This is a genomic window from Stenotrophomonas sp. CASM114 (assembly GCF_049384325.1).
Taxonomy (GTDB): domain Bacteria; phylum Pseudomonadota; class Gammaproteobacteria; order Xanthomonadales; family Xanthomonadaceae; genus Stenotrophomonas; species Stenotrophomonas muris.
Genome location: NZ_JBMRGJ010000015.1, coordinates 22,354 through 49,030 on the forward strand (window position 1 = coordinate 22,354; position 26,677 = coordinate 49,030).

Sequence of the window (26,677 nt, forward strand, 5' to 3'; positions counted from 1 at the left end):
CGCCGGGGCGACGGCCGCTCAGCGGTCGTCGCCCGTCGCCACCCGCCCGGCCGGATCGAATTCGGCCGTGTCCAGCGTGGCACTGCGCCAGCCCAGGCCACAGATGGCCAACGCGCTCTGGCCGATGCCATCGAACCCAAAAGCACGATCGACATCGGCATCGTTGATCGCCGCTGTCACGAATGCTGCCAGCCCGCGCTCGGTGGCGCACAGGTACAGCAACTGCGAAATGTGGCCCACGTCCAGCGTCACCGCACGGTGCGCCTTGGCATGGTTGCGATACTTCCAGAAGCAGCGGTCATAACGCGGTGCCAGTACCAGCAGCGCTGGCGCATCGGCGAACCACGCCTGCCCGGACAGCATCCGCCGCGCCATCGCAGGCAACGCCTGCGGCGGTGGCGAGGGCAGCGGCAGCACGGCGTGCTGCACCGGATGATAGTGGTACAAGCCCGGTGCCAATCCTTCCACGTTCTGCACCAGCAGGAAGCCCTCGGTGGGATGCAGGCCGCCACCGGAAGGCACGTTCTTCTTCAGGAACTCGGTATCGCGCTCGACCTTCTGCACCGCGTGCGCCATCAACGTCCGCTGCAGCACCTGGGCCAGCAGTGGCAGCGGCAACGCGCGCTGCGGGTCGAAATTGCGGCAGGTGGTGCGACGCGCCAGCAGTGCATCGAACGCGGCCTCTTCGCTGCGCGGCAGCGGCTGGTAGTCGCCCTGCATCGGCTGCACCACCGGCGGTGGCGGCCCCAGGCGCTGGCGCAGGCCGGCCGCGGTGTCCAACCCCTGCCGGCGCATGTCCTCCACGCTGTCCACGGCCTGCCAGCGCGCATGGCGATGGGCCAGCGCAGCCAATGGCCACCACTGGCTGCGCCGCAGCGCCTCGTCGCGCATCTGGTGCCCCACCTCGCTCGGTGGGTCGGTCAACAGCAGGCCCTGTTCGACCAGGCGGGCCAGCATGGCCGGGCAGGCATCGGCGGGCGGTTCGCTCCAGCGGTGCGCGCTGAGCCCGCCCAGCAGCTGGCGCTCCTCGGCGTCCACCGGCAGTGGCTGGTCCAGGTGGGCGGCCAGCGCCACCCAGCTGATCTGGCTGTCCATCTCGGCGTGGCCGGCCAGCATCGCGCGCAGGTCCAGGGTGACCGCCTCGCGAGGCTCGAACATCAGGCTGGCGCAGCGGCGCAGGCGCATCGGTTTCCTTCCTTGTGCCGCACAGCCGGCATAGCAGCAACGACCGCAGCGCGGCCAACTTTAGCGACGTGCACAGCGCGGCCCTCAATGGCAGGCTGTCGCGGCCGATACGAGTAGCTCCACCTACGGACAATCCCCATGAGCCATCCCCGTCTTTCCGCCGCCGACGCCAGCACCCTGCTGGACCACCTGATCGGCAGCGAAGCGTTCCGCAGCCACTTCACCGCTTCGCCGGCCAAGGCCCTGGCCTCGATCGGGCTGGACGGTGCCGTTGGCGAAAACGACTGCATGAAGATCGGCACCCTGGCCTCGGTCGAGGAACTGAGCCGGGTGCGTGATGGGCTGCAGGCCCACCTGTCCGGGTCGGTAGCGGCCATGACCGTGGTGTTCTGCTTCGAAGCCGGCAAGGTCGGCGAACGCATCGACGGCTGACCGACCATCACGGTGCGCCGGCCGTGGCCGGCGTCGCCCACGTGGAGACGTCATGCACGTTCAGCGGTTGCCACACCTGCAGCGCGGTGACCTCGGCAATCGCCCGGCCCCGGTGCTGGGCCAGCCAGGCCTGCTGGCGGCGGACGGCGGCGGCGTCGCCCTGCGCACGCAACGCGAGCAGCAGCACCACGTGGGCCTGCACCGGCTCGTTGCCGTCGAGCATCGGCTCGATCAGGGTGCGGGCGGCATCCGGTCGCTGCATCTGCAGTTGATCCTCCGCGCTGACGATGCGCAGCCAGCGTTCCGCGACTGGACTACGCAGGCTGCTCAGCAGCGGCCGCTGCTCGTCCAGCCAGCGCCTGGCCAGATCGAACTGGCCCTGGCGCTGGGCCAGGTGCACCAGCGCCAGCCATTGCAGGACACGCGCATGCAGCATGGGATCATCGCGCTCCTGCAGCATCGGCTGCAGCAGTGCGGCGATGGCCTGCAGTCCGGTCCGGTCCGCCGTGCCGCACAGCGCCGATACGCTGGCGTGCTGCAGTCGCTGCTGCACCTGGAAGTCGGCCAGCGTCGGCGCCGGTGCGTCTTCGCGTACCGCCTGCTGCATGGCCGCGCAATCGCGCTGCGCGGCCGCCAGCAGCAGCTGCGCGCGCAGCTTCATGCGCTGCTGCAGGGCATCGGTGGCACGGATCTGCGGCAGCAGCTGCGCGGCCTTCGCATACTGTCCCTGCGCCACCAGCACGTCCACGCCGGTCTCATCGACATCATCACGACCGCGCAGGACCTGTGCCTGGGCCAGCGTCCCGGCCGCAAGCTGCGGCTGGTTGGCGGCGATCTGTATCCGCACCAGGTGGACCAGCGGATACAGGCGCAGCGGATCCTGCGGCACCGCAGCCGCACGCGCATAGGGTTCGGCCTCGCTGAACTGGTTGGCCTGCAACAGGTACCAGGACGTGTTGGACAGCCCCGCGAACGAATCCGGATAGACCTTGGCCAGCGTGCGCCAGTGCTCCAGCGGCCAGCCACCGGGCTCCAGCTCGGCCATCCAGGCCTTCAGGTACAGCCGCTCGCGTGGCGGCAGGCGATCCTGCAGGTCCAGCGCGTGCTGCATGGCTTCGCGCGCGCGCCGCCCTTCCTCGACGCGCGCATGCAGCTTGGCCACGCCCATGTAGGCCAAGGCAAAACCGGGATCGATGTCGATCGCGGCCTGGTAGAGGTTGCGGGCTTCTTCGAAGCGACGCTGACCCAGTGCGCTCTCGGCCAGCGCGAACGCGCGCAGTGCGCGCAGGTCCTGGGTCGAGGCGCGCGGCAGCGGCAGGGATTGCTCCAGGCTGGCCACCGACTCGCCCAGTCCGCGACGCAGGCGACCGACCACGTCGTCCACCGCGAACACCATCTGGTCGGATCGATCGGCGGTGGCGGTGAAGGTCTGGATCACCTGGCCACTGCCCGGTGCGGCAACATCGATGGCCAGCTCGTAGCCACCGATCTTCTGCCGCACGGTCGGCAGCAGCACCGCGCGCGCGCCCTCCCGCACCGCCACATCGACCGCGGTATCGCGGTTGAGCCGGGTATCGCCCGAGAGCCGCGCCATTTCCAGGCTTTCGCGGATCTTGCCTTCCGACAGCACGTTCACGTAGCGCGACTGTTCCAGCGCGATCCGGATCGCGTGCCGCATCGAGTCATCGAAGATCGGATCGCCGGTGAGGTTGTCGACATCGCCAAGCACCACCCAGTCACGTTCGGCGAAGGCAATGGCCGGCTCCGACCGCAGCAGCAGCCAGCCGCCCAGCACGGCCGCGGCAAGGATCAGGCCTTCGGCGGCCAGCACCAGCGGTTGCCGCCACAGCGGCAGGTCGCGGCGCGCCTTGGCGTTGGCGCGCGGCATGCGCAGCGGCGCCGAACCGATCTCGCCCACTTCGATCACTTCCTGCACCACCGGCACGCCCTTGAAGCGCCAGCGCCCGTGCGATTTCCACAGCAGGCGCGTGCCACGCTCGCCCAGTGCATCGGTGGCACGGCGGGTCAGCGATTCGGCCACCGCCGACAGCAGGATCTGGCCGGGGCGGGCCAGCATCATCAGGCGCGCCGCCATCGGCTTGGCCAGGCCTTCCACCTCCATCGACTTGGCACCGGCACGGACCGCCTCGGTACTGTTCTCCCAGGTCAGCACGTCGCCCACGTGCAGGCCGGCGCGCGCGCGCAGTTCAATCGCGCGCTGCTGGCCCAGCGCGTGCAGTTCGCGCTGGTAGTCCAGGGCGAAGCCCAGTGCGTCGACGGCGCGCTCGAACAGCATGAACAAGCCATCGGAGCGATCGATCAGCTGGCCGTTCCAGCGCTGCTGCAGCACCAGTACCAGGCGATCGTGTTCCTGGAACAGGCTTGCCGCCGCCACATCGCCGATCCGCTCGACCAGCTGCAGCGAATCACACAGATCGGTGAACAGCAGGGCGCGCAGCTGTGGGCTATGCGGGGCTGACGTTCCGTTGTCGCCATTCATCGCCTGCCTCTCCCTATTGGCCGTCCGGATCATCCGCCCAGCGCAGGCAGTTGCCGCCATCGCGCTTGGCCTGGTACAGCGCACGATCCGCGCAGGCATACCACTCGCTCCAGCCTGCCTCCGGCGCCAGCAGGCAGGCGCCGATGCTGACCAGGCTCACATGCGGCGTGCCATGGCTGCGCTCGAGCAGGCCATGCACCGCACTGATGATGAACTCGGCCGCGTGCTGCACGATCTCGTGATTGCCACGGCGCAGGATCAGGCAGAACTCATCGCCACCAAGCCGGCAGGCCAGGTCCTGCTCGCCGGCCATCGAGCGCAGGATGTTGCCCATGCTCTGCAGCACGCGGTCGCCGGCCTGGTGGCCGTGGCGGTCGTTGATCTGCTTGAAGCGGTCGCAATCGATCAGCAGCAGCGCCTGCGGCGGCCCCTCGGCCCGCTCGCGGCACTCCTGCAGGTACAGGGTGAGGCCTCGCCGGTTGTGCAGCCCGGTCAGTTCATCGGTACGCACCAGCTCACGGGTGTGGGTCAACTGATGGGTAGTGATGTACAGATTGTCCAGCGCGGTTTCCAGATCGTGGTTGCGCCGGCGCAGCTGTGCGATCAGTGCCTGTTCGTTGGCCAGCACGCGCATGATCGTGCGGCGCAGGAAATAGGCCACCAGGCCGGGATCGGATTCGACCAGCCGATGGAAATCGGCCGGGCCCAGCTCCAGCACATCGCAGTCGACCAGCGCGCGCGCACTGGCGCTGCGCAGGTGGTCGCCGACCAACAGGCCCAGTTCTCCGAAGAACTCGTGCTGCCCGAGCGTCTTGATCACCAGGTCCTCGCCGAAGTCCAGTTCGATCTGGCCTTCGAGGATCACATACATGCGCTCGCCGCGGTGGCCACGCTGGAACAGCCACTGTCCGGCACGGAGCTTGCATGCGCGGGCGAATCTGGCGAACAATGCCACCTCGGCATCGGACAACAGAGCGTGCACGATCTCGGCCATCGCCACCCGGGCGATACCTGTCGTCACATCACTGTTCTCGGCCGCACCCCTGCCGGTCATTCCCTGCACCCGCCGCCAGCGTCCCCTGGTGAGCCGCGGAGCATAGCACCGCTTTAAAGTGTGCGCCCTATCTCAGTTTGACCCTTCTGCCGATCTTGATTGATGTGAAGATCGGTGATGGCCCGTTCTGGTCACGGGTGTCCGGGCAAAACTCCTGCTGGATCAATCCGATGCCGGGTTTCACAGGGTTTCGGCCAAGTTGCCGGCACCACCGGATCACGCGGCGCGCCGCATCACGCCGCGCGTTCGCTGCGCCCGCCATGGAACTGTTCTTCCTCGGTCGAGCCGGTCAGCGCGGTGGTCGACGACTGGCCCTGCTGGATCGCCTGGGTCACCGCATCGAAGTAGCCGGTACCGACCTCGCGCTGGTGCTTGACCGCAGTGAAGCCGCGCTCGGCCGCTTCGAACTCGGCTTCCTGCAACTCGACGAACGCGCTCATCTGGCGGCGTGCGTAGCCGTGGGCCAGATTGAACATGCCGTAGTTCAACGCATGGAACCCGGCCAGGGTGATGAACTGGAACTTGTAGCCGTAGCTGCCCAGTTCGCGCTGGAACTTCGCAATGGTGGCGTCGTCCAGGTTCTTCTTCCAGTTGAAGCTGGGCGAGCAGTTGTAGGCCAGCAGCTTGCCCGGGAACTTCGCGTGGATCGCCTCGGCGAACCTGCGTGCGAACTCCAGGTCCGGCTTGCCGGTCTCGCACCACACCAGGTCGGCGTAGGGCGCATAGGCCAGGCCGCGGCTGATCGCCTGGTCCAGGCCGTTGCGGGTCTTGTAGAAGCCTTCGACGGTGCGCTCACCGGTGGTGAACGGCTTGTCGTTGCCGTCGATGTCGCTGGTCAGCAGATCAGCCGCTTCGGCATCGGTGCGCGCCACCAGCAGGGTCGGCACGCCCAGCACATCGGCGGCCAGGCGCGCGGCGTTGAGCTTCTCGATCGCCTCGCGGGTCGGCACCAGCACCTTGCCGCCCATGTGCCCGCACTTCTTCACCGACGCCAACTGGTCTTCGAAATGCACGCCGGCGGCACCGGCCTCGATCATCGCCTTCATCAGCTCGAACGCATTGAGCACGCCGCCGAAACCGGCCTCCGCATCGGCGACGATCGGCTGCAGGAAGTCGATGTCGTCCTTGCCTTCGGCGTGGTGCAGCTGGTCGGCGCGCAGCAGCGTGTTGTTGATGCGCTTGACCACTGCCGGCACCGAATCGGCCGGGTACAGCGACTGGTCCGGATACATCTGCCCGGCCAGGTTGGCGTCGGCCGCCACCTGCCAACCGGACAGGTAGATCGCCTTCAGGCCCGCCTTGACCTGCTGCATGGCCTGGTTGCCGGTCAATGCACCCAGCGCGTTGACGAACTCGCGCTCATGCAGCGATGCCCACAGCTTCTCCGCACCCAGGCGGGCCAGCGAATGCTCGATGTGGACGGTGCCGCGCAGGCGCACCACGTCGGCGGCACTGTAGTTGCGCTGGATGCCTTCCCAGCGCGGGTTGGTATCCCAGTCGTGCTGGATCTGTTCGGCAGTGGGCAGCTTGCTCATGTCTTTCTCCAGTTCGGTTCGTGCGTGCAGCGGGGAGGGAAACGCCGGGAATCGCGGGCGACGATCAGTCGATGCGCGCGTAGGCCGGCAGGGTCAGGAAATCGGTCAGTTCGTCGCTGCGGCTCAGTTCGCCGAGCAGGGCGATGGCCTCGCCGATGCGTGCGCCACCGGGCAGCGTGGCGGTGTCACCCAGCCGTGCCGGCAGCTGTGCCAGCGTGGCATCCATCAGTGCCAGGTCGATGGCGGTGCCATCGTCCAGCTGCTGGCCCGGCGTATGCAGCCACTGCCACAACTGGCTGCGGCTGATCTCGGCGGTGGCCGCGTCCTCCATCAGGTGGTGGATCGGCACGCAGCCGTTGCCATCCAGCCATGCCGCCAGGTAGCGCACGCAGACTTCCACGTTGCCTTCGAAGCCGGCGCGGGTGATGGTGCCGGGCGGCCGTGCGATCAGTTCGTCGCGGCCGACGCACACATCCTGGCGCAGCACGCTGTGCTGGTTCGCACCGGGCATGTGTTCGTCGAAGATCGCCATCGCCACCGGAATCAGCGCCGGATGCGCGACCCAGGTGCCGTCGTGGCCGGCGGTCACTTCGCGCAGCTTGTCAGCGCGCACGCGGGCCATCGCCTGTTCGTTGGCGGCGGCATCGTTGTTGATCGGAATCTGCGCGGCCATGCCACCCATCGCATGTGCACCACGGCGATGGCAGGTCTGGATCAGCAGTTCCGAATAGGCCTTCAGGAACGGCTGGGTCATGGTCACCTGGCCGCGCTCGGGCAGCACGCGGTCGGCGTGGCGCCGGAAGGTCTTCAGGTACGAGAAGATGTAGTCCCAGCGCCCACAGTTCAGGCCGACGATGCGGTCACGCAGCGCGTGCAGGATCTCATCCATCTCGAACACCGCCGGCAGCGTTTCGATCAGCACGGTCACCTTGATCTGGCCGTGCGGCAGGCCGAGCATGCCTTCGATGTGCGACAGCGCGGTTTCCCACAGCGCCGCCTCTTCCATGCTCTGCAGCTTGGGCAGGTAGAAGTACGGGCCGCGGTCCTTCGCCTGCAGGGTGCGGGCGTTGTGGAAGGCGAACACCGCCGCGTCGAACAGGCCGCCGGCGATGAACTGGCCATCGATGCGCACGTGCTTTTCGTCCAGGTGCCAGCCACGTGGCCGCACGATCAGCACCGCCTGCTCGTCATGCGGGCGCAGCGTGTAGTGCTTGCCATTGGGGGCGGTGTAGTCGAGATCGCCACGCACCGCGGCGGCCAGCGACTGCTGCCCGGCCAGCAGGTTGCGCCAGGTCGGCGAGGTCGAATCCTCGAAGTCGGCCATGAACACCTTGGCGCCGGAGTTCAGCGCGTTGATGACCATCTTCGGATCGGTCGGGCCGGTGATCTCGACGCGGCGGTCCTGCAGCGCGGCCGGCAGCGGCGCAACGCGCCAGTCGCCGCTACGGATCGCAGCGGTGTCCTCGCGGAAGTCCGGCAGGCCGCCCTGATCGAAGAACGCCTGGCGCTCGCGGCGCGCCTGCAGCCGTGCCTGCCGGCCCGGTTCCACCGCACGGTGCAGCGACACCAGCAGGGCCAGCAGCGGCGCCGGCAGCAGGGTGTCCTGGCCGGCCACGCGGGTCGCCAGGGCGATGCCGGGGGTGGCCTTGCTGGCGAGGGTGGGAACAGCGGAAGCGACGGCGGACATGGGGCGACTCCAGCGGTGGGGGAACGCCTCCACGGTGCCGCCGGGGCCGAGTATTTGGCAAAACAGTTTTTGCAATGTTCTACATAAATTGTGCTAATACTTGTGACGCGATGACCACACGCAACCCGCCAAGTCCGCGTTTTTCCTACAAATCCGATCGGCTGAAGCCGTTGCGTGCGTTCTGCCAGACGGTGCGCCTGGGCTCGGTCTCACGGGCGGCTGAGGCACTTTTCGTCAGCCAGCCGGCGATCAGCCTGCAGTTGCAGGCCCTGGAACGGGAACTGGGGGTGCCGTTGTTCGAGCGCAGTGGGCGCCGCCTGGTACCCAGCCGCGAGGGCCAGCTGCTGTACGAGATGGCGCAGCCGCTGGTGGAGAACCTGGACGGGCTGGAGGCGCGCTTCCGCGACAAGGTGCGCGGCCTGGATGCGGGCGAGCTGAACATCGCCGCCAACAGCTCGACGATCCTGTACCTGCTGCCGAAGATCGTCGAGCGCTTCCGCCTGCACCACCCGGACGTGCGCCTGACCCTGCACAACGCGATCAGCGCCGATGGCACCGACCTGCTGCGCGAGGACGCCGCCGACCTGGCGATCGGTTCGATGACCGATGTACCGGCCGACCTGACCTACGCCCCGGCCTACCGCTTCGAGCAGGTACTGATCGCGCCGCACGACCATCCGCTGGCCAGTGGCGGCGAGCTGGAGCTGGCCGACATCGCGCGCTACCCGCTGGTGCTGCCGCCGAAGCGGCAGATCACCTACCGGCTGGTTGACCAGGTGTTCCAGCGCCACCGCATCGCCTACACCGTAGCACTGGAAGTGGGCGGCTGGGAGGTGATCAAGCAGTACGTGGCGATGGGCATGGGCATTTCCATCGTGCCGGCGCTGTGCCTGCACGAGGCCGACCGCGAGCGGTTGGCGGCGCGGTCGATGAAGCGCTGGTTCCCCGAGCGCAGTTACGGGGTGATCGTGCGCCGGGGCAAGGCGCTGTCGGCGCAGGCGCGCGCGTTCATCGAGCTGATCCAGCCGGAGTTGTTCAGTCCGCGCGATTACGACCAGAGCGGGCATTCGGAGCGGTGAGGGGTGTTCGGCAGGGCTGCGCCCTGCACCTGCTGAAGCCAAAGCAACAGCAAAAGCCTGCTATCCGTAGATGGCGGGGCGGTGTGGGTGGGCAGGACACGCCGTGAACCCCTCCTTGGGGGCTCGATGGCGCCATCCATGGCGCCAACGGTCCTGCCCACCCACACCGCCCCGCCTCTGACAGTTGGTCGCTGCTGTTGGTGGGTGTCGACCTTGGTCGACACGGTAGATCCACGCCATGCGTGGATGACGGGTGACCGGGGTCAGATCCGTTTTCCGCAGGAAAACGGATCTGACCCCATTTCCGGCTGGCGATGCATAGACTGGGCGCATGTCCATCGAACTCCGCCACCTGCGTTACTTCCTCGCTGTTGCCGATACGCTGCACTTCGGCCAGGCGGCGGAGCGGCTGGGCATGTCGCAACCGCCGCTCAGCCAGCAGATCCGCCAGCTGGAAGACCTGATCGGGGCGCGCCTGTTCGTGCGCAGCCATCGTCGTGTGCAGCTGACGCCTGCGGGTGAGCTGCTGCAGGAGCGCGCGCGCGCCATCGTGCAGCAGGTGGAAACCGCGGTGGACGAGGTACAGCGCGCGCAGCGCGGCGAGCAGGGCGAACTGCGTATCGGCCTGACCCGGGCCACGCCGCTGTCGCCGCAGATTCCGCGTTCGATCCTGCGCTACCGCCAGCAGTACCCACAGGTGCGGCTGCAGCTGAGCGAAATGAACACGCTGCAGCAGATCGATGCGCTGCTCGACGGTTCACTGGACGTGGGCATCATCCGCAAGCGCGCATTGCCGCCGGAGCTGGTGGCGCACAGCCTGTTCGTCGATCCACTGGCGTTGATCGTGCATGCCGACCACCCTGCCCTGCGCAGGCTGTCGAAGCAGGGCACGTTGTCGCTACGCGACTTCGCGCAGGAGCCGTTCGTGGCATTTCGCCGCAGCGCGGGCGCGGGCATCCATGACCACATGATCGCGCTGTGCGCGGCCGCCGGGTTCACGCCGCGCATCGTGCAGGAAGCCGGTGAGGCATCGACATTGATCAGTCTTGCGGCTGCAGGCCTGGGTGCGGCGATCCTGCCCTCGTCCTGCGATCACATCCGCGTGGAAGGCGCGCGCTTCGTGGCGCTGGCCGATGCCGGTGCGCATTCGGAGGTGCAGCTGGCATGGCACCGCGAGGGGGTGACGCCGCTGATCCGCAACTTCGCCGGGCTGCTGCGCGAGGCGTTCGCCGAAGGGTGAAGTGCCACCCACTTAGGTTTGGTAGACGCCAACCTTGGTTGGCTGCCGTGCCAGAGCGCCGACCAAGGTCGGCATCTACCAGAGCAACGCCGCGCCCGTGCGGAACGCGAGGCTGGCGTCAGGCCGTGACCGGCTGCGGCGCGCGCTGCTGCAGCGCCCGGACGATGCCACCACCGATCAGGGTCAGCACGGCAGCGAACGCGCACACGCCCCACCAGTCCCAGGCCGCGTAGGCCAGGCCACCCACCCCGCCCAGCACGCTGGAGCCCAGGTAGTAGGCGAACAGGTACAGCGCCGACGCTTCCGCGCGCATCGTACCGGCACGGCTGCCGACCCAGCTGCTGGCCACCGAGTGACCACCGAAGAAGCCGAAGGTCACCAGCGCGATGCCCAGGGCCATCGTGCTCAGCCACGGCATCGCCAGCAGCGCGATGCCGGCGCCGATCAGCGCGAACGAGATCGACAGGATGCGGCCGCGCCCGTACCGCGTAGCCTGCTGGCCCATCCACGCCGAACTGAAGGTGCCCACCAGGTACACGCTGAAGATCAGCCCGACCACGGTCTGGCTGAGGTGGTACGGCGGCGCCAGCAAGTGATAGCCCAGGTAGTTGTAGAGGGTGACGAACACGCCCATCAGCACGAACGAGGTGGCGAACAGCCACGGCAGGCCCCGGTCGGCGAACAGCGTGCGCCAGCGCGACGGCAACTCGCGCAGGCCATCGCGTCGCGCGCTGAAATGGCGCGACGGCGGCAGCTGCAGCCACAGCAGCACGGTGCTGGCCACGGCGATGATCGAGACCACGCCGATGCCCCAGCGCCAGCCCCAGTGATCGGCGATGATGCCGGCCAGCAGGCGCCCGCTCATGCCACCGATGGCGTTGCCGCCGATGTACAGGCCCATCGCCAGGCCCAGCGCGCGGCTGTCCATCTCCTCGACCAGGTAGGTCATCGCCACTGCCGGCACGCCGCTCAGCGCCAGGCCAAGCAGGGTGCGCAGCACCAGCAGCGTGGTCCAGTCGTCCACCAGCGCCGTGCTCAGCGACAGCATGGCCGACGCCAACAGCGCAACGATCATCAACGGGCGACGGCCGACCGCATCGGACAGCAGGCCGGCCAACAGCATCGCCACCGCCAGCGTGCCGGTGGTCAGCGACAACGACATCGCGCTGCCTGCGGCGGACACGCCGAAGTGGCGGCTGAACTCGGGCAGCAGCGGCTGCACGGTGTACAGCAGGCCGAAGGTGGAGAAGCCGGCCAGGAACAGTGCCAGCGCGGTGCGCCGGAAGGCCGGCGTGCCCTGCTGGATGCGGGTCTCGGCGATGGGATCGACAGTGGGGGGGCGGCGCTCGACGGCCGCCGCGGTTTCGCCAGTCATGGGATCGAAGGGCCGGTGGGGCGGCCGGGCATGGGAGGGAACGGGCCTCAGACTAGGCCTGTCGATCCAGTCGATCCATAACCTGATAAGTCAGGATTGATACTCAAGAAGTATCAATTCAGCTTACAGGCGCTGCCACTCGAAACCGTCGCCGCGGCGGTAGTACACCGCCACCGCACGGCCGTAGACCTTGTCGGCGTCGACGAAGCCGAAGAAGCGGCCGTCGAAGCTGTTGCCGCGGTGGTCACCCAGCACCAGCACCTTGCCGGCCGGCACCACCAGATCGGCGATGTCCGGACCGCCGCCCATGTCCAGGTCGAGGCGGGCACGGCGCTCGCCGAAGGCTTCCACGTCCTGCAGATCGGCGATCTGCAGCGGCTGGCCGTTGATGCTCAGATGGCCCTCGCGCATCTGCACGTGGTCACCGGCCACCGCCGCCACGCGCTTGATCAGGCGGGTGCCGTCAGCCGGTGAATCGAACACCGCCACTTCACCGCGCTGCGGGACGCCGGTGGCCATCAGTTCCTTGCCGATGAACGGCAGGCGCAGGCCGTAGGCGCGCATGTCCACCACCACCCGGTCGCCCGGCTGCAGGGTCGGCTGCATCGAGCCACTCGGCACCACGTAGTGGTTGGCGAGGGTATCGCGGGCGGCGGCAAGCAGGCCGAGCATCACCAGCAGCGGCAATGCTTCCTTCTTCAGCCAGACCAGCGCGCGTTCGGACAAGGGAGGACGGGCAACGGCGTCCATGGCAGGCTCCGGGTAGGTGGTAGCTGCATCAGACCACATCCAGGCGGGAGAGGTTCCCGCGACGCGATCCGGTAGAGCCGAGCCCACGCTCGGCTTGTTCCTTGCAGCGTCGAGGTTGCCCGACTGGGGCGCAGAGCGGCCGAGCGCAGGCTCGGCTCTACAGGAAGGGTTACGCAGGTTTTACGCGCGGGACCGGCCGCGGGCATCGCACCTTTACGGGCGGCACGCGCATCGTGTGCCCACCGCGCCGCAGGGCGCATTCCGCAAGGTGTTGTATGACCCTCCTGGTGATCCGCCACGCCTCTTCGTCGGCACCGCGTCCCCAACTGCCGGCGCAGCTGGCCGGCCATCGCGTGCTGTGCAGCGACTGCGCCAGCCTGTCCGAGGTACGCCAGTGCCTGTGCCAGCCGCAGGCGCGCTCGGCCGACTGGGTACTGCTGGATGTCGGTACCGCTGACGAGGCGCAATGGCAGGCCGAAGGTGGCGCGCTGCAGGCGGCGCTGGAACGGCTGCCGGCGCAGTACATCGAACTGCAGGCCCCCAGCGAGCCAGGGCTGGATGCGCGCCTGCGCCTGCAGCACGGTCCCGCCGCCGTGGTGGTCGACCAGCGCAGCCAGCAGGCCGGCTACCCGTTGTCGCTGGCCATTGTCGGCCGCCGCCTGGCACAGGAGGGCTGAGCCATGTCGATCTTCATCATCCGTGGCCCGGAAGCGGCCGGCGCCCTGATCCGCACCGCGATGCCGCTGCCGGCACCGGTCCTGAAGTCACTGGTGCATCGTGCGATCGATGCCGGCACCAGCGTGGCGATCCGTGCCTGTGGTTCGGAACAGGAACTGCTCGATGCGCTGCGTGTGGCCGATCACAGCCGCGGCGAGGTGACCCTGCTCGATCCGGGCGCGTGTGCCAACAGCCTGCGCCTGCAGCGCCTGCTGCCCTACCTGCACAACGCCTATGTGGAAGTGCATGACGACGGCGCGGTTGCCGAGCCGTGCCTGCCGGCTGGTGTCGGCCAGCGCCTGGGCATCGCCGCCGGCTACGGCGCGCAGAGCTACGTGCTGGCGCTGGATATCGCGCTGGATCACCTGGGCCTGGCCGAGCAGGCCAACCGGGTGCACGTGGGAACGTAACGCTGCTTGTAGAGCCGAGCCCATGCTCGGCTGCCTTTCCAGGAACCATCAGCCGAGCGTGGGCTCGGCTCTACAGAAGAACGTCGAGCATGGCTCGACGCTACAGAAAGAAAAACGGCGGGGTTGCCCCCGCCGTTTTCGCTTTCTTACTTCAACCCGCGGAACTTCAGCAGTGGTTCCACCGACGGGTCCTTGCCGCGGAAATCGCGGTACAGGGTCGACAGCTCCACGCTGTTGCCGCGCGAGAGGATCTTGTCGCGGAACTCCTGGCCGTTGGCCGCCGTCAGCCCACCGTGCTCGGTGAACCACTGGTAGGCGTCATGGTCGAGCACTTCGGCCCAGAAGTAGGCGTAGTAGCCGGCCGAGTAACCACCACCCCAGATGTGGTCGAAGTAGGTGGTGCGGTAGCGCGGCGGCACCTGCGGCAGGTCGACCTTGAACTTCTTCAGCGCGCTGGCTTCAAAGGCGCCGACATCCTGCAGCGGCGCGTCGGCCTTCTGCGTGTGCCAGGCCAGGTCCAGCAGCGCGGCCGACAGGTACTCGGTCGTCGCGTAGCCCTGGTTGAAGCTGCGTGCCTTGAGGATCTTGTCGACCAGCTCCTGCGGCATCGCCTCGCCGGTCTTGTAGTGCTTGGCGTAGTTGGCGAACACCTTCGGGTCCAGCGCCCAGTGCTCGTTGAACTGCGACGGGAACTCGACGAAGTCGCGCGAGGTCGCGGTGCCGGCGATCGACGGGTACTTCACGTTCGAGAACATGCCGTGCAGCGCATGGCCGAACTCATGGAACATGGTGGTGACGTCGTCGAAGCTGATCAGCGCAGGCTGGCCGGCGGCCGGCTTGGTGAAGTTGCAGACGTTGTAGACCACCGGCTTGGCACCGGTCAGGCCGTCCTGTTCGACGAACACGTCCATCCAGGCGCCACCGGACTTGCTGTCACGCTTGAAGTAGTCGGTGTAGAACAGCGCCAGCGAGGTGCCGTCCTTGTCGAACACTTCGTACACCTTCATGTCCGGGTTGTAGGTCGGAATGTCGGTGCGCGGCTTGAAGGTGATGCCGTACAGCTGGGTGGCGGCGTAGAAGACGCCGTTCTGCAGCACGTTGTCCAGTTCGAAGTACGGCTTGATCTGCGACTCGTCCAGATCGTACTTGGCCTTGCGAACCTGCTCGGCGTAGAAGTCCCAGTCCGAAGCAGCGACCTGGAATCCGCCCTTCTGCGCGTCGATGACCTTCTGGATCTCGCCAGCTTCGGCACGCGCCTTGGCAGTGGCGGCCGGCACGGTGTCGGTCAGCAGCTTGAGCGCGGCAGCCGGGGTCTTGGCCATCTGGTCGCCCAGCTGGTAGTCGGCGAAGGTGTCAAAGCCGAGCAGCTTGGCCTTCTGCGCACGCAGCTGGGCCAGGCGCTGCACGGTCTGCCGGGTGTCGTTGGCATCGCCGCGCTCGGCGCGGGTTTCCGAGGCCTTCAGCACGGCGGCGCGCTGGTCGCGGTCGCTCAGCGAGCCGAGCACCGGCTGCTGGGTGGTGTTCTGCAGCGGCAGCAGGAACTTGCCATCCAGCTTGCGGTCCTTGGCGGCGGCCGCAGCGTTGTTGATAGCGCCCTCGTCCAGGCCGGCCAGCTTGGCCTTGTCGTCGACGACGACGGCCGCAGCGGCGGTGGCGGCCACCAGGCGGGTATGGAACTGGGTGGAGAGCGTGGTCTCTTCCACGTTGAGCTTGCGCAGGGTCGCCTTGTCAGCGTCGGACAGCTGCGCACCGGCGCGCACCAGGCCGTCGTAGTAGTGCTCGACCAGGCGCTTCTGCACCGGGTCCAGTTCCAGCGTGTCACGCTGGTCGTACAGCGACTTCACGCGCGCGAACAGCTTCGGATCGAGGTTGATCTCGTCCTGGTGCGCGGCCAGCTTCGGCGCCACTTCTTCCTGGATCTTCTGGCGCGCATCGTTGGTATCGGCCTGGACCAGGCCGAAGAAGATGCGCGACACGCGGGTCAGGGTCTCGCCGCTGCGCTCCATCGCCACGATGGTGTTGTCGAAGGTGGCCGGCTCGCTGCTGTCGGCGATCCTGCGCACGTCGGCCAGGTGCTGGCGCATGCCCTCTTCGAAGGCCGGCAGGTAGTCGCTGTCCTTGATCTTGTCGAACGGCGGGGCCTGGAACGGCAGCGTGCTGGCACTCAGCAGCGGATTGGTGGAGGCTTCGGCCGGCTGCTGGGCCGGGGTCTTCTGGGCATCGGACACGGGGGTGGACTCCTTGCCGGAACAGGCCGCCAGCGCCAGGCTGATGGCGGCGGCCAGGACTACGGTACGCGACATGTAAAACGCTCCTTGGGCAGACGGTATGGATACCAGCCCTCCACCCTACTCCTGTCGCGCTCGCCCGGCATGTGCCGGACGTGGCGTCTATGCGGCGGCCTGCAACCGGCTCAGACCGTGCCGCGGGTCTTGCCGATCCAGGGCCGGTAGAACTCGCGGATGGCAGCCATGTCGGCCACATCGTCGCCGCTCGGGGTGAACAGCGGACCGATGCCGATGGTCTTTTCCGGATAGTGGAAATACGCCGCCAGGATCGGCACGTCAGCCATCCGGGCGATCTTCAGGAAACCGGCCTTCCAGTCCTTCACCGCCTTGCGGGTGCCCTCGGGCGTGATGGCGAACCACATCTTCTCGTTGTTGCGCAGCAGGTCCACGGCCTGGCCGACGGTGCCCTGCGGCGAGCTGCGATCGAGCGGGATCACGCCCAGCTTGTGCAGCAGCGGGCCCAGCGGCCACCAGAACAGCGAGGCCTTGCCCAGCACCTTCACCTTCATGCCCAGCGCGATCTTCGCCGCCATGCCCCACAGCCCGTCCCAGTTGGACGAATGCGGGGCGATGATGAAGACCAGCCTGGGGATGTCCGGCAGGGTGCCGGTCACCTTCCAGCCGCCCATGCGCAGGGTGCAGCGCGCCAGCCAGCGCAGGAAGGCGTTGGGTTTGACCTGCGGCATCTGCGGCGGCACGGCCGGCAGCAACGAAGTCGGGTTGTTCAAGCAATCACTCCCAGTCACGTGATGAGCGCCCGCGCTTGATCTGCGCGCGCCCGCGTTTGGCGTCCAGACGACGCAGTTTCGACCCGAGGGTCGGCTTGGTGGCCTTGCGCGGTTTGGGCACGCTCAGCCCGGCCTGGATGAAGGCCGCCAGCCGCTCGCGCGCATCCTCGCGATTGCGATCCTGGGTGCGGAATCGTTGCGCGTCGATGACCAGCACGCCTTCGCCGGTCATGCGCCGGTCACGCCGCGCCAGCAGGCGCGCGCGCAACGGTTCGGGCAACGAGGGCGAGTTGGCCACGTCGAAACGCAGTTCCACCGCGGTGGACACCTTGTTGACGTTCTGGCCGCCGGCGCCACTGGCGCGCACGAACCGCTCGACGATCTCGCCGTCGGGGATTTCAAGCTGCGCGCTGATGGTGACCGGTCCACTGCCCATCCGCGCATTGTAGCGGCAGGCACGTGGTGAAGTACGCCATCGCGCCCCGTATGCCGCCGATCAGGCACCGAACACGCCGCCTTCGCCTGGGCTGCGGGTATGCTGGCGGTCCCATGTACCGCAGGAAGCCCCGCATGACCCGCTCCACACCCGCCCTGCCGTCCCTGCTGCGCCGCGCCGCCCTGCTGCTGGCGCTGGCCGTGGCCAGCGTTCCGGCCCTGGCCGCCCCGCCGACCGACGGCGACATCAACCGCCTGCTGTCGGCCTCGCGCGCGCAGAGCATGATTGACACCATGGTGCCGCAGATCGAAGCCATGCAGCAGCAGCAGTTCCAGCAGGTGGCCGCGCAGCGCCAGCTCACCGCCCAGCAGCAGGAACAGCTGAAGCGGATCCAGGCCCGGACCAGCCAGACCCTGCGCCAGGCGATGTCGTGGCAACAGCTGCGGCCCATGTACGTGGACCTGTACAAGAAGACCTTCAGCAAGGAAGACGTGCTGGCAATGGCCGAGTTCTACGAGAGCGCGGCCGGCCAGAGCCTGCTGGACAAGACCCCGGCGCTGATGCAGAACGTGATGGTGGCGATCCAGGCGCGCATGCAGCCGCTGTTCGCGGATCTGCAGAAGGACCTGGAAGCGATCGTCAACGAGCCGGAAAAGAAATAACGGGGTGCGCCGGGCCACGCCCGGCCGCTGGCTGTAGAGCCGAGCCCACGCTCGGCTTACCGCAGCAGCATCAGGCGTCGTCCACCTGCCAGCCGAACAGGTCCAGCGCCTTCTGGAACTCGCGATCCAGCGGCGCACTGACATCCACGCTGCCACCGTCCGGGTGCGGGAAGCGCAGGCGCTCGGCGTGCAGCAGCATGCGGTGCACGCCCTGCATGCGGAAGATGCGGTTGTGGCGGCCATCGCCGTGGCTGGTGTCGCCGATCATGTGGTGCGACAGGTGCTTGAGGTGCCGGCGGATCTGCCGGAAGCGCCCGGTCTGCGGCTGGCAGCGCAGCAGCGCGTAGCGCGAACTGCTGAACTCACCCACCGGCACCGACAGCTCGCCGGTGGCCAGGCGCTGGAAGTCGGTGACCGCCGGCTTCTTCACCGGCTTGCCCGGCCCGCCGTCCAGGTCATGGTCCACCCGCCAGGACAGCTCGGCCGGCCAGCCCCGGCAGACCGTCAGGTAGTCCTTGGCCACTTCACCCCCCATCAACGCCTTGCCCAGCGCACTGGCGGTCTCGCGGTCGAAGGCCAGCAGCAGGCAGCCGCTGGTGGCCCGGTCCAGGCGGTGCACGAGGAAGATCGGGCGGCCCAGCTGCTCGCGCAGGCGGTCGGCCAGGAAATCATCTTCGCCACGGGCCAGCTTGCTGTCGTGGACCATCAGCCCGGCGGGCTTGTTGACCACGGCCAGGCGCTCGTCCAGGTGCAGCAGCTGCAGGGGCGCGGTTTCGGTCTCGACCGCAGCGAGGGTGTCAGGTTCGGTGCTCACCGCAGGATTATACGGGCGCCCTGATCGGGGTCAGGTCCCTTTTCCTGCGGAAAAGGGATCTGACCCCGGGTTGGTGGCGCGGCGGTCAAGCGTTGCGCACGGCCAGAAGCTCGCCGTTGCCCACCGGCACCAGGCTGGTGCCGAAGTCCGGATCGGCATCCAGCAACGCGCGCAACGGTTCCATCTGCGCGGCGTGCGAGGTGGCGTTGTCCACCACCAGCAGGCCCCCCCGCCGCAGCACACGGCGCAGCTGCGGCCACCAGCCGGCGTACTGTTCGCGGTCCGAATCGAGGAACAGCAGGTCAATGCTGGCATCGGCGGCCTGTGCCAGCCACTGCCCGGCATCGCCGTGGACCAGCGTGATGCGATCGGCAAGGCCACTGCGCGCGAAGGTGTCACGCGCCATCGCCACCTTGTCCGCGGCGTATTCCAGTGTGGTCACGTGGCCGTCGATGGCGGCTGCGGCTTCGGCAATCCACAGCGTGGAATAACCGTTGGAGGTGCCGATCTCCAGCACCCGGCGCGCATTGCCGAAACGCACCAGCACCGACAGGAATTCACCGGTGTCCGGCGTGATGTTGAGCATGCGCCGAGCGCGCTCGGTTTCATGCGCGTCGTTTTCAGCACCGAAGCGTGCCAGTTCGTTCTTCAATTCCGAAAGCTGCATCGTCATTGCTTCTTTCATTTGCCACAGCAAGGGTGAGCATTGTGGCCTGTCCGGCCACATTTCGTACTTGTCTTAAGCCTGTACTCCGATGGGGTTGCGATAGTTCCCGCCTTCTTCACGCGGGATGGTCCACCGGCCCGCGGCCCTCATTGGTTTCCGCAAGGACACGGCCATGGTTCTCGACATTCTGGCAATCGGCGCCCACCCCGACGACATCGAACTCGGTTGCGGCGGCAGCCTGGCCAAGCTGGCCCGCGACGGTGCACGCATCCATGCGCTGGTGCTCAGCCGTGGTGGCCGTGGCTGCCATGCCGGCATCGACCGCAGCGACGAATCCCACCGCGCGTTGCGCCGCCTGGGTGTGACCGAGGTGATCCAGCAGGATTTCCCGGATACGCGCTTTCCTGCCTGCCGCAACGACATCGTCGCGGTGATCGAGCAGGCCTGCGCGCAGATCGCACCGCATCGCGTCTACACGATGTGCGGCGAAGACCACCACCAGGACCATCGCACCGTCCATGAAGCGTCAATCATCGCCTGCCGCAGCATCCCGCAGATCCTCTGCTACGAGAGCCCCAGCACCCTGCCGCAGTTCGCACCGCAGGTGTTCGAGGACATCAGCGCACAACTGGACCTGAAGATCCACGCATTGCGCGAGCATGCCAGCCAGGGCGATCGCCACTACATGCAGGAGGACCACCTGCGCTGCCACGCGCAGTTCCGCGGCCAGCAGATCGGCATCGGCCCCAGTGAGGGCTTCGTGCCCTACCGGCTGGTGCTGTGATGAAAACGCTGCTGTTCCTGGCCATGTGTGCCTTCATCCTGGTGCGTGTGTGCGTGCAGGCCTCGCGTCGCCCCAGCACGCGCCTGTACAGCATCGATGCGATCGTGCCGGCCTACAACGAAGCGCCGTGCCTGGAGCGCTCGTTGACCGGCCTGCTGCAGAACCCCTACGTGGCACGGGTGATCTGCGTGAACGACGGTTCGACCGACAACACCGCCCAGGTACTTGATGCGCTGCAGGCGCGCTGGCCCGGGCGCCTCGTGGCCGTGCACCAGGCCAACACCGGCAAGGGCGGCGCGCTGATGCATGGCCTGCGGCACGCCACCGCCGAGCAGGTGTTCCTGACCGACGCCGACACCCACATCGATCCGCGCGGCCATGGCCTGGGCCACCTGCTGGACGAGATCGAGCGCGGTGCCGATGCGGTCGGTGGCGTACCCTCGTCCAGCCTGCAGGGTGCCGGCTTCCTGCCGCATGTGCGCGCCAGCCTGAAGCTGCCGATGATCGTCATCAAGCGCAGCTTCCAGCAATGGCTGGGCGGCGCACCGTTCATCGTCTCCGGCTCGTGTGGCCTGTTCCGCACCTCGGTGCTGCGCAAGGTCGGTTTCTCCGACCGCACCCGCGTCGAAGACCTGGATATGTCCTGGTCGCTGGTCGCGCAGGGCTACCGTGTCCGCCAGAGCGTGCGCTGCGTGGTCTACCCGCAGGAATGCAACACGCTGGTGGAGGAATGGCGGCGCTGGCGACGCTGGATCGTCGGCTATGCGGTATGCATGCGCCTGCATCGCGGCCTGCTGCTGACCCGCTTCGGCGTGTTCAGCATCCTGCCGATGATGCTGCTTGCCCTTGCCGGCATCGTGCTGACGCTGCAGGTCTGGTTCGGTGCGGCCCAGCTGCATGGGCCGGGTGGCCTCGCCCTGTCGGTGATGCCGTTGTTCTGGATCGGCATCGTCATGTTGCTGGCGGTGATCAGTGCGATCCACCACCGCCGCGCGTCGCTGGTCCCTGCCGCCGCGTTCTCGATGCTGTACGTGCTGCTCGCCTATGCGATCTGGCTGATGCATGGCGTGGCCGGGCTGTTTACCGGCCGCGAGCCGGCACGCGACAAGCCGACCAGGTATCCGCATGTGGTGGAATGACCTCGCCGCCATGGCCGACGCGCTATCGACGCTGCCACCCCACGTCGATTCCAGCGCCCAGGTTTCGCCGCGTGCGATCGTGCGGGGCGAGGTACGGATCGGCGCTGGCAGCCGCATCTGCGACGGCGCCCAGCTGCACGGGCCGGTATCGATCGGCCGCGACTGCCTGATCGGCAACAACGCACTGCTGCGCGGTCCGCTGCACATCGGTGACGGTGTGCGCATCGGCTTTGCCAGTGAACTGAAGAACGCACTGATCGGCGACGGCGCCTGCATCGGCCCGCAGTGCTTCATCGCCGACAGCCGCGTCGACGCCCGTGCCTACCTGGGCGCGCTGGTGCGTACCAGCAACCATCGCCTGGATGGCGCAACGGTCACCGTCCACATCGGCGACACCGTCATCGACAGCCAGCGCGACAAGCTCGGCGCCTGGATCGGCGAAGGTGCCGCGCTGGGCGTCGGCGTGATCATCCTGCCCGGTCGCATCGTCGCCCCGGGCAGCCAGTTCGGCCCGCGCATCACCGTGGAACGAAACCTGCCGCCCGGTCGCTACCGGCTGCTGCAGTCGCTGCATTCCCAACCCCTGGAGTAACCCCATGCGATTGATCATCCGTGGCGCACTGCCGTGCGCCCTGCTGCTGGCTGTGTCCAGCGCCCATGCCGGCATCGACCGGGTCTCGGTGCAGCTGGATCATGCCGACTACACCGATGGCTTTGGCAAGCGCGACGTACAGACCGTGGATGTGGCCGGTCGCAGCGGTGACAGCCGCTGGCATCTGGGCCTGGCCCATGGTGAACGCGACTACGGCAGCAAACGCTTCAGCGGCAACCGGGTGCAGGGCTCCCTGCACCAGCGCTGGAGTCAACGCTTTTCGACCCGCACCGCCTTCACCGCCTCCAACGATGACCCGGTATTCGTCAACCGCCAGCTCAACCAGGACTTCCAGTGGAAGGTGGCACCGCAGACCGTGCTGAGCGTGGGCGGCAAGTACGCCCAGTACCATGCCGGCGCATACGTGAGTGGCTGGTCGGTAGGTGCCTCGCACTACTTCCCGCGCGTGACCACCTCACTGCGCCACGAGCGGCATCGCCAGTCCAATGGGCCCGACGGCCATGGCACCACGCTGTCACTGCGCCTGAAGGATGCGCAGGGCGGTGGTTCGACCCAGCTGTGGCTGGGCAGCGGTACGTCCGGCTACGCCGCCGATTCCGATCCGCTGCTGCTGCGCGAACACGATGCACGTCGTGCCTTCCTGCGCCGCAGCCAGCCGCTGGGGGAGCATCTGGTGCTGGACATGGGCATTGGCAAGACCTGGCACAGGACGCGCCTGGACCGCTTCCAGAGCGTGCAGTCGCACCTGGGCCTGGGCTACCACTGGTAGAGCCGTGGCCGGTCGGCGGCGCGTGACGCCGCCGACCCTCGATCAACAGGCTTCAGCGCCACCACGCGCGCGCCAGCGCCAGCGCGCCGACGGCACCTGACACCCAGCTCCACATCGGCAGGTCGCCCCAGTACCAACCTGGCGGCTGCAGCACGTACACCAGTGCGGCGATGGCCAGCAGGCCGACGCCGGTGATCGCACCGACCGCGCGCTTCTGCAGGCGCTGCACGCTGGCATCGAGCGCGACCAGATCGCGCGAGCGCATCGCCAGCTCATGGCGGCCCTCCACCTGCTGGGTCAGCCAGGCGTGCACCAGGCGCGGCATGTCCGGCGCGTGGGTCATGATTTCCGGCAAGCGCTTGCCGATCTCGCGCACGACCCGACGCGGGCTGTAGCGCTCGCGCAGGATCTTCGCCAGCACCGGCTTGGCCACCGCCCAGATGTCGATCTGCGGATCCAGCTGGCGCCCGACACCTTCGATGTTCAGCAGGGTCTTCTGCAGCAGGATCAGCTGCGGCTGCAGGGTCAGCTGGTAGCGCTGCGCCACGCGGAACAGCTTCATCAGCACTTCGGCCAGTGATATCTGCGACAGCGGGCGGGTGAAGTACGGCTCGCACACCGAACGCACGGCCGCTTCCAGATCATCGATGCGCACGTTGTCCGGCATCCAGCGCGCCTGCACGTGCAGTTCGGCGATGCGGCGATAATCGCGGTTGAAGATGGCCATGAAGTTCTCGGCCAGGTAGTACTGATCTTCCTGCGACAGCTGGCCCATGATGCCGAAGTCCAGCGCGATGAAGCGCGGGTTGGCGCGACGCGACGGATCGGTATCGACCCAGATGTTGCCGGCGTGCGCATCGGCATGGAAGAAGTTGTCGCGGAACACCTGGGTGTAGAACACCCGCACGCCCTTGGCGGCCAGCGCCTTGCGGTCGATGCCGGCCTTGTCCAGTGCAGCGATGTCATCGGACGGAATGCCCCACACGCGCTCCAGGGTCAGCGCGCGCTCGGCGGTGTGGCTCCAGATCACTTCCGGCACGTACAGGTCGTCGCTGTTTTCCCAGAAGCGGCGCAGCACGCTGGCATTGGCGCCTTCGCGCTGCAGGTCCAGCTCAGCGGCCAGGGTGTTCTCGACTTCGGCCACCACTTCGCGCGGACGGATCTTGTCGGCACGCGGATGGGTACGCTCGACCAGGGCGGCCAGCGAGTTGAGCAGGGCGATGTCGGCGTCGATCTGCTTCTCGATGCCCGGGCGCAGCACCTTGACCACCACCTGGCGGCCATCGGCCAGCGTGGCCGCATGCACCTGTGCGATCGAGGCCGAGGCCAGCGGTTCGGTATCGAAGCTGGCGAATGCCTCGCTGACCGGCAGGCCGAGTGCTTCCTCGACGATGCGGCGCGCGGTATCGCCGTCGAACGGCTTGACCCGGTCCTGCAGCAGGGTCAGTTCGTTGGCCACGTCCGGCGGCACCAGGTCGCGGCGGGTGGACAGGATCTGGCCGAACTTGACGAAGATCGGGCCGAGATCCTGCAGCGCCAGGCGCAGGCGCGCACCGCGCGACTGTACAGCGATGTCGGCCGAAGCACGCGGCACGAACGGTTTGGCCAGGCGCAGCCAGCGCTCAGCCGGCGTGCCGTGCAGCAGGTCGTCCAGGCGGTAGCGCAGGATCACCCGGCCGATGCGGCTTGCCCGCAGCACGGCCTTCATGCGGCACCCCGCAGGCGCTGGACGCGCGCGCCAAGGCGCTCGACGTCATCACGCAGTACGTCCACATCATCGTGGAAGGCATCCAGTTCGGCGCGCGGTACCACGTCGCGCGATTCCTCGGTGATGAACTCGGCAGCGCTGTGGGCCAGATCGATCGCACCCTGGCGCGCGTGCTGCAGGGCGCTGCGCAGGGTGTTGGCCACCTGCACGCCCAGTACCTCGCCGAACACGCTGACGAACGGCTGCTGCCAGTCTGGATCGAAGCCCTTGGCCAGCTGCTGCAGGCGTCGCGCCAGTTCAGCGTCACCGGCCACGCGTACACGGCCCTTGTTATTGGACTCGCCGCGCCGTGCGTTGGCCAGCAGCGGCAGCTGCGCCAGCACACCGGCCAGGCTGCTGCGCACGGCCAGGTCGGCTTCCTGCGCATCCACCGGGCCCACCCGCAGCTGGTCGCCGTCGACGCTGATGCGCATCGCCAGCGACGGCGCTTCCAGGGTCAGGTCGATGTGCCGGCCATCGAGGCTGGCCAGTGCATGGCGGGTATCCGGATCCAGCGCCAGCGCGCGGTTCAGGGCGATCTGCAGGGCGCGGCCAGCGACCGGCTTGAGGGACTTGAGCAGGGAAAGAGCCATGTGCGCATTCTACCTGCGTGGGTGGGGGGCTTGCGCCGGGCTGCCGCCCGGCACCCGCGGTAGTGCCGGCCGCTGGCCGGCAACCTCAACCTCAAAAGCTGGCGATCCGTGGGATGGCGGGGTGGGGTCCCGTTGCTGCGCAACGGGCTCTGACCCCAATGCTGATGGGATCTCGCGTTAGTAGATGCCGACCTTGGTCGGCGCTGGATGTCAGGGGGCCAACCATGGTTGGCCGCTACCCGAGCCGGCAGCCCGGTGATTCATCTGTGCCTCACCTGGGTGGCTATGGAAGGTTCATGCTGTACGGCCACGCAACGCACAGGACATCGCATTCCCATGGCACGGACCCGGATCGGCATCATCTTCGGGGGCAAATCCTCCGAGCACGAGGTTTCACTGCAGTCGGCGAAGAACATCCTCGATGCGCTTGATCGCGAGCGCTTCGAGCCGGTGCTGATCGGCATCGACAAGCAGGGCCAGTGGCATCTGAACCAGCCGGACACCTTCCTGATCAACGCCGATGATCCGTCGCGCATCGCGCTGCATCGCTCGGGCCAGTCGCTGGCGGTGCGCCCGGGTGCGGAACAGGCACAGCTGCAGCCGTCCGATCCGGCCAGCGCGCTGGGCCAGATCGATGTGGTGCTGCCGATCGTGCATGGGCCGCTGGGCGAGGACGGTGCGCTGCAGGGCCTGCTGCGCATGGCCAACCTGCCCTTCGTCGGCTCGCCGGTACTGGGTTCGGCAGTGGCGATGGACAAGGACGTGACCAAGCGCCTGCTGCGCGACGCTGGCCTGCAGGTGGCACCGTGGTTGTGCATCCGTCGCCACCAGGCGGCAACGGTCGATGTCGATGCGGTGATCGCGCAGCTCGGCCTGCCGCTGTTCGTGAAGCCGGCCAACCAGGGTTCGTCGGTGGGCGTGAGCAAGGTCAAGGACGCAGCGGGCTTCGCCGAGGCACTGGCATTGGCGCTGCGCTACGACCACAAGGTGCTGGTGGAGTCGGCGGTGGTCGGCCGCGAGATCGAGTGCGCGGTACTGGGCAACGCGCATCCGCAGGCCAGCCTGTGCGGCGAGGTGGTGGTGCACGACGAGTTCTACGCCTACGACACCAAGTACATCAACGAAACTGGCGCCGAGGTGGTGGTACCTGCGGATATCGATGCCGCAACCCAGGCGCGCATCCAGCAGATCGCACTGCAGGCCTACCAGGCGCTGGAGTGTGCCGGCATGGCGCGCGTGGACGTATTCCTTACTGCCGGCGGCGGGATCGTCATCAACGAGGTCAACACGCTGCCGGGCTTCACCCGCATCAGCATGTACCCGAAATTGTGGGGTGCCAGCGGAGTCGATTACACGACGTTGATTACGCGCCTGATCGAACTGGCACTGGAGCGTCACGAAGCCGATCGCGGATTGCACAGCGCCGCGTAGCGTTGTGATCGCCCGCAGAGTCGAGCATGGCTCGACTCTGCG

At 67.7% G+C, this 26,677-nt stretch carries 25 protein-coding genes; 11 read left to right on the plus strand and 14 right to left on the minus strand.

Annotation, left to right across the window (positions count from 1 at the left end; translation table 11 throughout):
* Positions 1-18: 18 nt before the first annotated feature.
* Positions 19-1,185 carry a putative peptide maturation dehydrogenase gene (locus VG566_RS14355; RefSeq protein ID WP_241884586.1) on the minus strand — a complete coding sequence of 389 codons (1,167 nt, stop codon included), beginning with the start codon at positions 1,183-1,185 and terminating at the stop codon, positions 19-21.
* Between the two features lie 138 nt (positions 1,186-1,323).
* Between VG566_RS14355 and VG566_RS14360 the strand changes: the two genes are divergently transcribed.
* The gene (locus tag VG566_RS14360; protein ID WP_032956215.1) at positions 1,324-1,617 is read left to right on the plus strand and encodes an NHLP-related RiPP peptide; all 294 of its coding nucleotides are present in this window, start codon (positions 1,324-1,326) and stop codon (positions 1,615-1,617) included.
* Positions 1,618-1,624: 7 nt separating this feature from the next.
* Here the strand turns inward: VG566_RS14360 and VG566_RS14365 are convergent, their stop codons facing one another.
* The 4 genes from VG566_RS14365 to aceB form a co-directional block, all read right to left on the minus strand.
* Positions 1,625-4,117 carry a putative peptide modification system cyclase gene (locus VG566_RS14365; protein WP_197556925.1) on the minus strand — a complete coding sequence of 831 codons (2,493 nt, stop codon included), beginning with the start codon at positions 4,115-4,117 and terminating at the stop codon, positions 1,625-1,627.
* Between the two features lie 13 nt (positions 4,118-4,130).
* Positions 4,131-5,171, minus strand: a complete 1,041-nt coding sequence (locus VG566_RS14370) for a GGDEF domain-containing protein (protein ID WP_032956218.1) — start codon at positions 5,169-5,171, stop codon at positions 4,131-4,133.
* Positions 5,172-5,404: 233 nt separating this feature from the next.
* Complete coding sequence (gene aceA / locus VG566_RS14375) at positions 5,405-6,706, minus strand: isocitrate lyase (protein ID WP_019337654.1); 1,302 nt, start codon at positions 6,704-6,706, stop codon at positions 5,405-5,407.
* A gap of 64 nt (positions 6,707-6,770) precedes the next feature.
* Positions 6,771-8,393, minus strand: coding sequence for a malate synthase A (aceB, locus tag VG566_RS14380; RefSeq protein WP_241884587.1), 1,623 nt, complete (start codon positions 8,391-8,393; stop codon positions 6,771-6,773).
* 110 nt (positions 8,394-8,503) lie between these two features.
* Between aceB and VG566_RS14385 the strand changes: the two genes are divergently transcribed.
* Together VG566_RS14385 and VG566_RS14390 are read left to right on the plus strand one after the other, a co-directional pair.
* Positions 8,504-9,472, plus strand: coding sequence for a LysR family transcriptional regulator (locus VG566_RS14385; protein ID WP_241884588.1), 969 nt, complete (start codon positions 8,504-8,506; stop codon positions 9,470-9,472).
* 331 nt (positions 9,473-9,803) lie between these two features.
* Complete coding sequence (locus VG566_RS14390; protein WP_032956221.1) at positions 9,804-10,712, plus strand: LysR family transcriptional regulator; 909 nt, start codon at positions 9,804-9,806, stop codon at positions 10,710-10,712.
* 118 nt (positions 10,713-10,830) lie between these two features.
* Here VG566_RS14390 and VG566_RS14395 read toward each other — a convergent pair whose 3' ends face one another.
* Both VG566_RS14395 and lepB read right to left on the minus strand, forming a co-directional pair.
* On the minus strand, positions 10,831-12,087 hold the full coding sequence (locus VG566_RS14395) for an MFS transporter (protein WP_241884589.1): 1,257 nt from the start codon (positions 12,085-12,087) through the stop codon (positions 10,831-10,833).
* 123 nt (positions 12,088-12,210) lie between these two features.
* Positions 12,211-12,837, minus strand: coding sequence for a signal peptidase I (gene lepB, locus VG566_RS14400; protein ID WP_241884590.1), 627 nt, complete (start codon positions 12,835-12,837; stop codon positions 12,211-12,213).
* A gap of 275 nt (positions 12,838-13,112) precedes the next feature.
* On the opposite strand from lepB, the gene VG566_RS14405 reads away from it, so the two are divergent.
* Both VG566_RS14405 and VG566_RS14410 read left to right on the plus strand, forming a co-directional pair.
* Complete coding sequence (locus VG566_RS14405; RefSeq protein ID WP_053496494.1) at positions 13,113-13,514, plus strand: hypothetical protein; 402 nt, start codon at positions 13,113-13,115, stop codon at positions 13,512-13,514.
* A gap of 3 nt (positions 13,515-13,517) precedes the next feature.
* On the plus strand, positions 13,518-13,964 hold the full coding sequence (locus VG566_RS14410; protein ID WP_004153636.1) for a 3-dehydroquinate dehydratase: 447 nt from the start codon (positions 13,518-13,520) through the stop codon (positions 13,962-13,964).
* 146 nt (positions 13,965-14,110) lie between these two features.
* On the opposite strand, the gene dcp is transcribed toward VG566_RS14410, so the two are convergent.
* From dcp to arfB, 3 genes are all read right to left on the minus strand, one after another.
* On the minus strand, positions 14,111-16,267 hold the full coding sequence (dcp, locus tag VG566_RS14415) for a peptidyl-dipeptidase Dcp (protein ID WP_142235528.1): 2,157 nt from the start codon (positions 16,265-16,267) through the stop codon (positions 14,111-14,113).
* 110 nt (positions 16,268-16,377) lie between these two features.
* On the minus strand, positions 16,378-16,980 hold the full coding sequence (locus VG566_RS14420) for a lysophospholipid acyltransferase family protein (protein ID WP_049405171.1): 603 nt from the start codon (positions 16,978-16,980) through the stop codon (positions 16,378-16,380).
* A gap of 4 nt (positions 16,981-16,984) precedes the next feature.
* Positions 16,985-17,416: an alternative ribosome rescue aminoacyl-tRNA hydrolase ArfB gene (arfB, locus tag VG566_RS14425; protein WP_005420755.1), complete on the minus strand. Its 432-nt coding sequence runs from the start codon at positions 17,414-17,416 to the stop codon at positions 16,985-16,987.
* Between the two features lie 113 nt (positions 17,417-17,529).
* Between arfB and VG566_RS14430 the strand changes: the two genes are divergently transcribed.
* Positions 17,530-18,078 (plus strand): DUF2059 domain-containing protein, encoded by a 549-nt coding sequence (locus tag VG566_RS14430; RefSeq protein ID WP_401730180.1) that lies wholly within the window; start codon positions 17,530-17,532, stop codon positions 18,076-18,078.
* 70 nt (positions 18,079-18,148) lie between these two features.
* Here the strand turns inward: VG566_RS14430 and VG566_RS14435 are convergent, their stop codons facing one another.
* Together VG566_RS14435 and VG566_RS14440 are read right to left on the minus strand one after the other, a co-directional pair.
* Positions 18,149-18,892 (minus strand): pseudouridine synthase, encoded by a 744-nt coding sequence (locus VG566_RS14435; RefSeq protein WP_014645554.1) that lies wholly within the window; start codon positions 18,890-18,892, stop codon positions 18,149-18,151.
* Between the two features lie 85 nt (positions 18,893-18,977).
* Positions 18,978-19,565, minus strand: a complete 588-nt coding sequence (locus VG566_RS14440) for an O-methyltransferase (protein ID WP_014645553.1) — start codon at positions 19,563-19,565, stop codon at positions 18,978-18,980.
* 166 nt (positions 19,566-19,731) lie between these two features.
* On the opposite strand from VG566_RS14440, the gene VG566_RS14445 reads away from it, so the two are divergent.
* The 4 genes from VG566_RS14445 to VG566_RS14460 are packed head-to-tail and all read left to right on the plus strand — an operon-like array spanning position 19,732 to position 22,864.
* On the plus strand, positions 19,732-20,343 hold the full coding sequence (locus tag VG566_RS14445; RefSeq protein WP_014645552.1) for a PIG-L deacetylase family protein: 612 nt from the start codon (positions 19,732-19,734) through the stop codon (positions 20,341-20,343).
* Entirely contained in the window at positions 20,343-21,482 is a 1,140-nt protein-coding gene (locus VG566_RS14450; RefSeq protein ID WP_014645551.1) for a glycosyltransferase, read from the plus strand. The genes VG566_RS14445 and VG566_RS14450 overlap by 1 nt, the downstream gene beginning before the upstream one ends.
* Positions 21,469-22,074: an acetyltransferase gene (locus VG566_RS14455; RefSeq protein WP_032962223.1), complete on the plus strand. Its 606-nt coding sequence runs from the start codon at positions 21,469-21,471 to the stop codon at positions 22,072-22,074. Before VG566_RS14450 ends, VG566_RS14455 begins: the two co-directional genes overlap by 14 nt.
* A gap of 4 nt (positions 22,075-22,078) precedes the next feature.
* Entirely contained in the window at positions 22,079-22,864 is a 786-nt protein-coding gene (locus tag VG566_RS14460; protein ID WP_164109128.1) for a YaiO family outer membrane beta-barrel protein, read from the plus strand.
* Positions 22,865-22,916: 52 nt separating this feature from the next.
* On the opposite strand, the gene ubiB is transcribed toward VG566_RS14460, so the two are convergent.
* Together ubiB and VG566_RS14470 are read right to left on the minus strand one after the other, a co-directional pair.
* Positions 22,917-24,572, minus strand: coding sequence for a ubiquinone biosynthesis regulatory protein kinase UbiB (gene ubiB, locus VG566_RS14465; RefSeq protein ID WP_014645548.1), 1,656 nt, complete (start codon positions 24,570-24,572; stop codon positions 22,917-22,919).
* Entirely contained in the window at positions 24,569-25,204 is a 636-nt protein-coding gene (locus tag VG566_RS14470) for a ubiquinone biosynthesis accessory factor UbiJ (protein WP_005420772.1), read from the minus strand. Before VG566_RS14470 ends, ubiB begins: the two co-directional genes overlap by 4 nt.
* A gap of 336 nt (positions 25,205-25,540) precedes the next feature.
* Between VG566_RS14470 and ddlA the strand changes: the two genes are divergently transcribed.
* Positions 25,541-26,635 (plus strand): D-alanine--D-alanine ligase, encoded by a 1,095-nt coding sequence (gene ddlA / locus VG566_RS14475; RefSeq protein WP_241884591.1) that lies wholly within the window; start codon positions 25,541-25,543, stop codon positions 26,633-26,635.
* Positions 26,636-26,677: the final 42 nt, after the last annotated feature.

Bases quoted from the DNA above. Each gene is read 5' to 3' on its own strand.
- VG566_RS14355 (WP_241884586.1), bottom strand. From the start codon at position 1,185: ATGCGCCTGCGCCGCTGCGCCAGCCTGATGTTCGAGCCTCGCGAGGCG.
- VG566_RS14360 (WP_032956215.1), top strand. From the start codon at position 1,324: ATGAGCCATCCCCGTCTTTCCGCCGCCGACGCCAGCACCCTGCTGGAC.
- VG566_RS14365 (WP_197556925.1), bottom strand. From the start codon at position 4,117: ATGAATGGCGACAACGGAACGTCAGCCCCGCATAGCCCACAGCTGCGC.
- VG566_RS14370 (WP_032956218.1), bottom strand. From the start codon at position 5,171: ATGACCGGCAGGGGTGCGGCCGAGAACAGTGATGTGACGACAGGTATC.
- aceA (WP_019337654.1), bottom strand. From the start codon at position 6,706: ATGAGCAAGCTGCCCACTGCCGAACAGATCCAGCACGACTGGGATACC.
- aceB (WP_241884587.1), bottom strand. From the start codon at position 8,393: ATGTCCGCCGTCGCTTCCGCTGTTCCCACCCTCGCCAGCAAGGCCACC.
- VG566_RS14385 (WP_241884588.1), top strand. From the start codon at position 8,504: ATGACCACACGCAACCCGCCAAGTCCGCGTTTTTCCTACAAATCCGAT.
- VG566_RS14390 (WP_032956221.1), top strand. From the start codon at position 9,804: ATGTCCATCGAACTCCGCCACCTGCGTTACTTCCTCGCTGTTGCCGAT.
- VG566_RS14395 (WP_241884589.1), bottom strand. From the start codon at position 12,087: ATGACTGGCGAAACCGCGGCGGCCGTCGAGCGCCGCCCCCCCACTGTC.
- lepB (WP_241884590.1), bottom strand. From the start codon at position 12,837: ATGGACGCCGTTGCCCGTCCTCCCTTGTCCGAACGCGCGCTGGTCTGG.
- VG566_RS14405 (WP_053496494.1), top strand. From the start codon at position 13,113: ATGACCCTCCTGGTGATCCGCCACGCCTCTTCGTCGGCACCGCGTCCC.
- VG566_RS14410 (WP_004153636.1), top strand. From the start codon at position 13,518: ATGTCGATCTTCATCATCCGTGGCCCGGAAGCGGCCGGCGCCCTGATC.
- dcp (WP_142235528.1), bottom strand. From the start codon at position 16,267: ATGTCGCGTACCGTAGTCCTGGCCGCCGCCATCAGCCTGGCGCTGGCG.
- arfB (WP_005420755.1), bottom strand. From the start codon at position 17,416: ATGGGCAGTGGACCGGTCACCATCAGCGCGCAGCTTGAAATCCCCGAC.
- VG566_RS14430 (WP_401730180.1), top strand. From the start codon at position 17,530: ATGTACCGCAGGAAGCCCCGCATGACCCGCTCCACACCCGCCCTGCCG.
- VG566_RS14440 (WP_014645553.1), bottom strand. From the start codon at position 19,565: ATGACGATGCAGCTTTCGGAATTGAAGAACGAACTGGCACGCTTCGGT.
- VG566_RS14445 (WP_014645552.1), top strand. From the start codon at position 19,732: ATGGTTCTCGACATTCTGGCAATCGGCGCCCACCCCGACGACATCGAA.
- VG566_RS14450 (WP_014645551.1), top strand. From the start codon at position 20,343: ATGAAAACGCTGCTGTTCCTGGCCATGTGTGCCTTCATCCTGGTGCGT.
- VG566_RS14455 (WP_032962223.1), top strand. From the start codon at position 21,469: ATGTGGTGGAATGACCTCGCCGCCATGGCCGACGCGCTATCGACGCTG.
- VG566_RS14460 (WP_164109128.1), top strand. From the start codon at position 22,079: ATGCGATTGATCATCCGTGGCGCACTGCCGTGCGCCCTGCTGCTGGCT.
- ubiB (WP_014645548.1), bottom strand. From the start codon at position 24,572: ATGAAGGCCGTGCTGCGGGCAAGCCGCATCGGCCGGGTGATCCTGCGC.
- VG566_RS14470 (WP_005420772.1), bottom strand. From the start codon at position 25,204: ATGGCTCTTTCCCTGCTCAAGTCCCTCAAGCCGGTCGCTGGCCGCGCC.
- ddlA (WP_241884591.1), top strand. From the start codon at position 25,541: ATGGCACGGACCCGGATCGGCATCATCTTCGGGGGCAAATCCTCCGAG.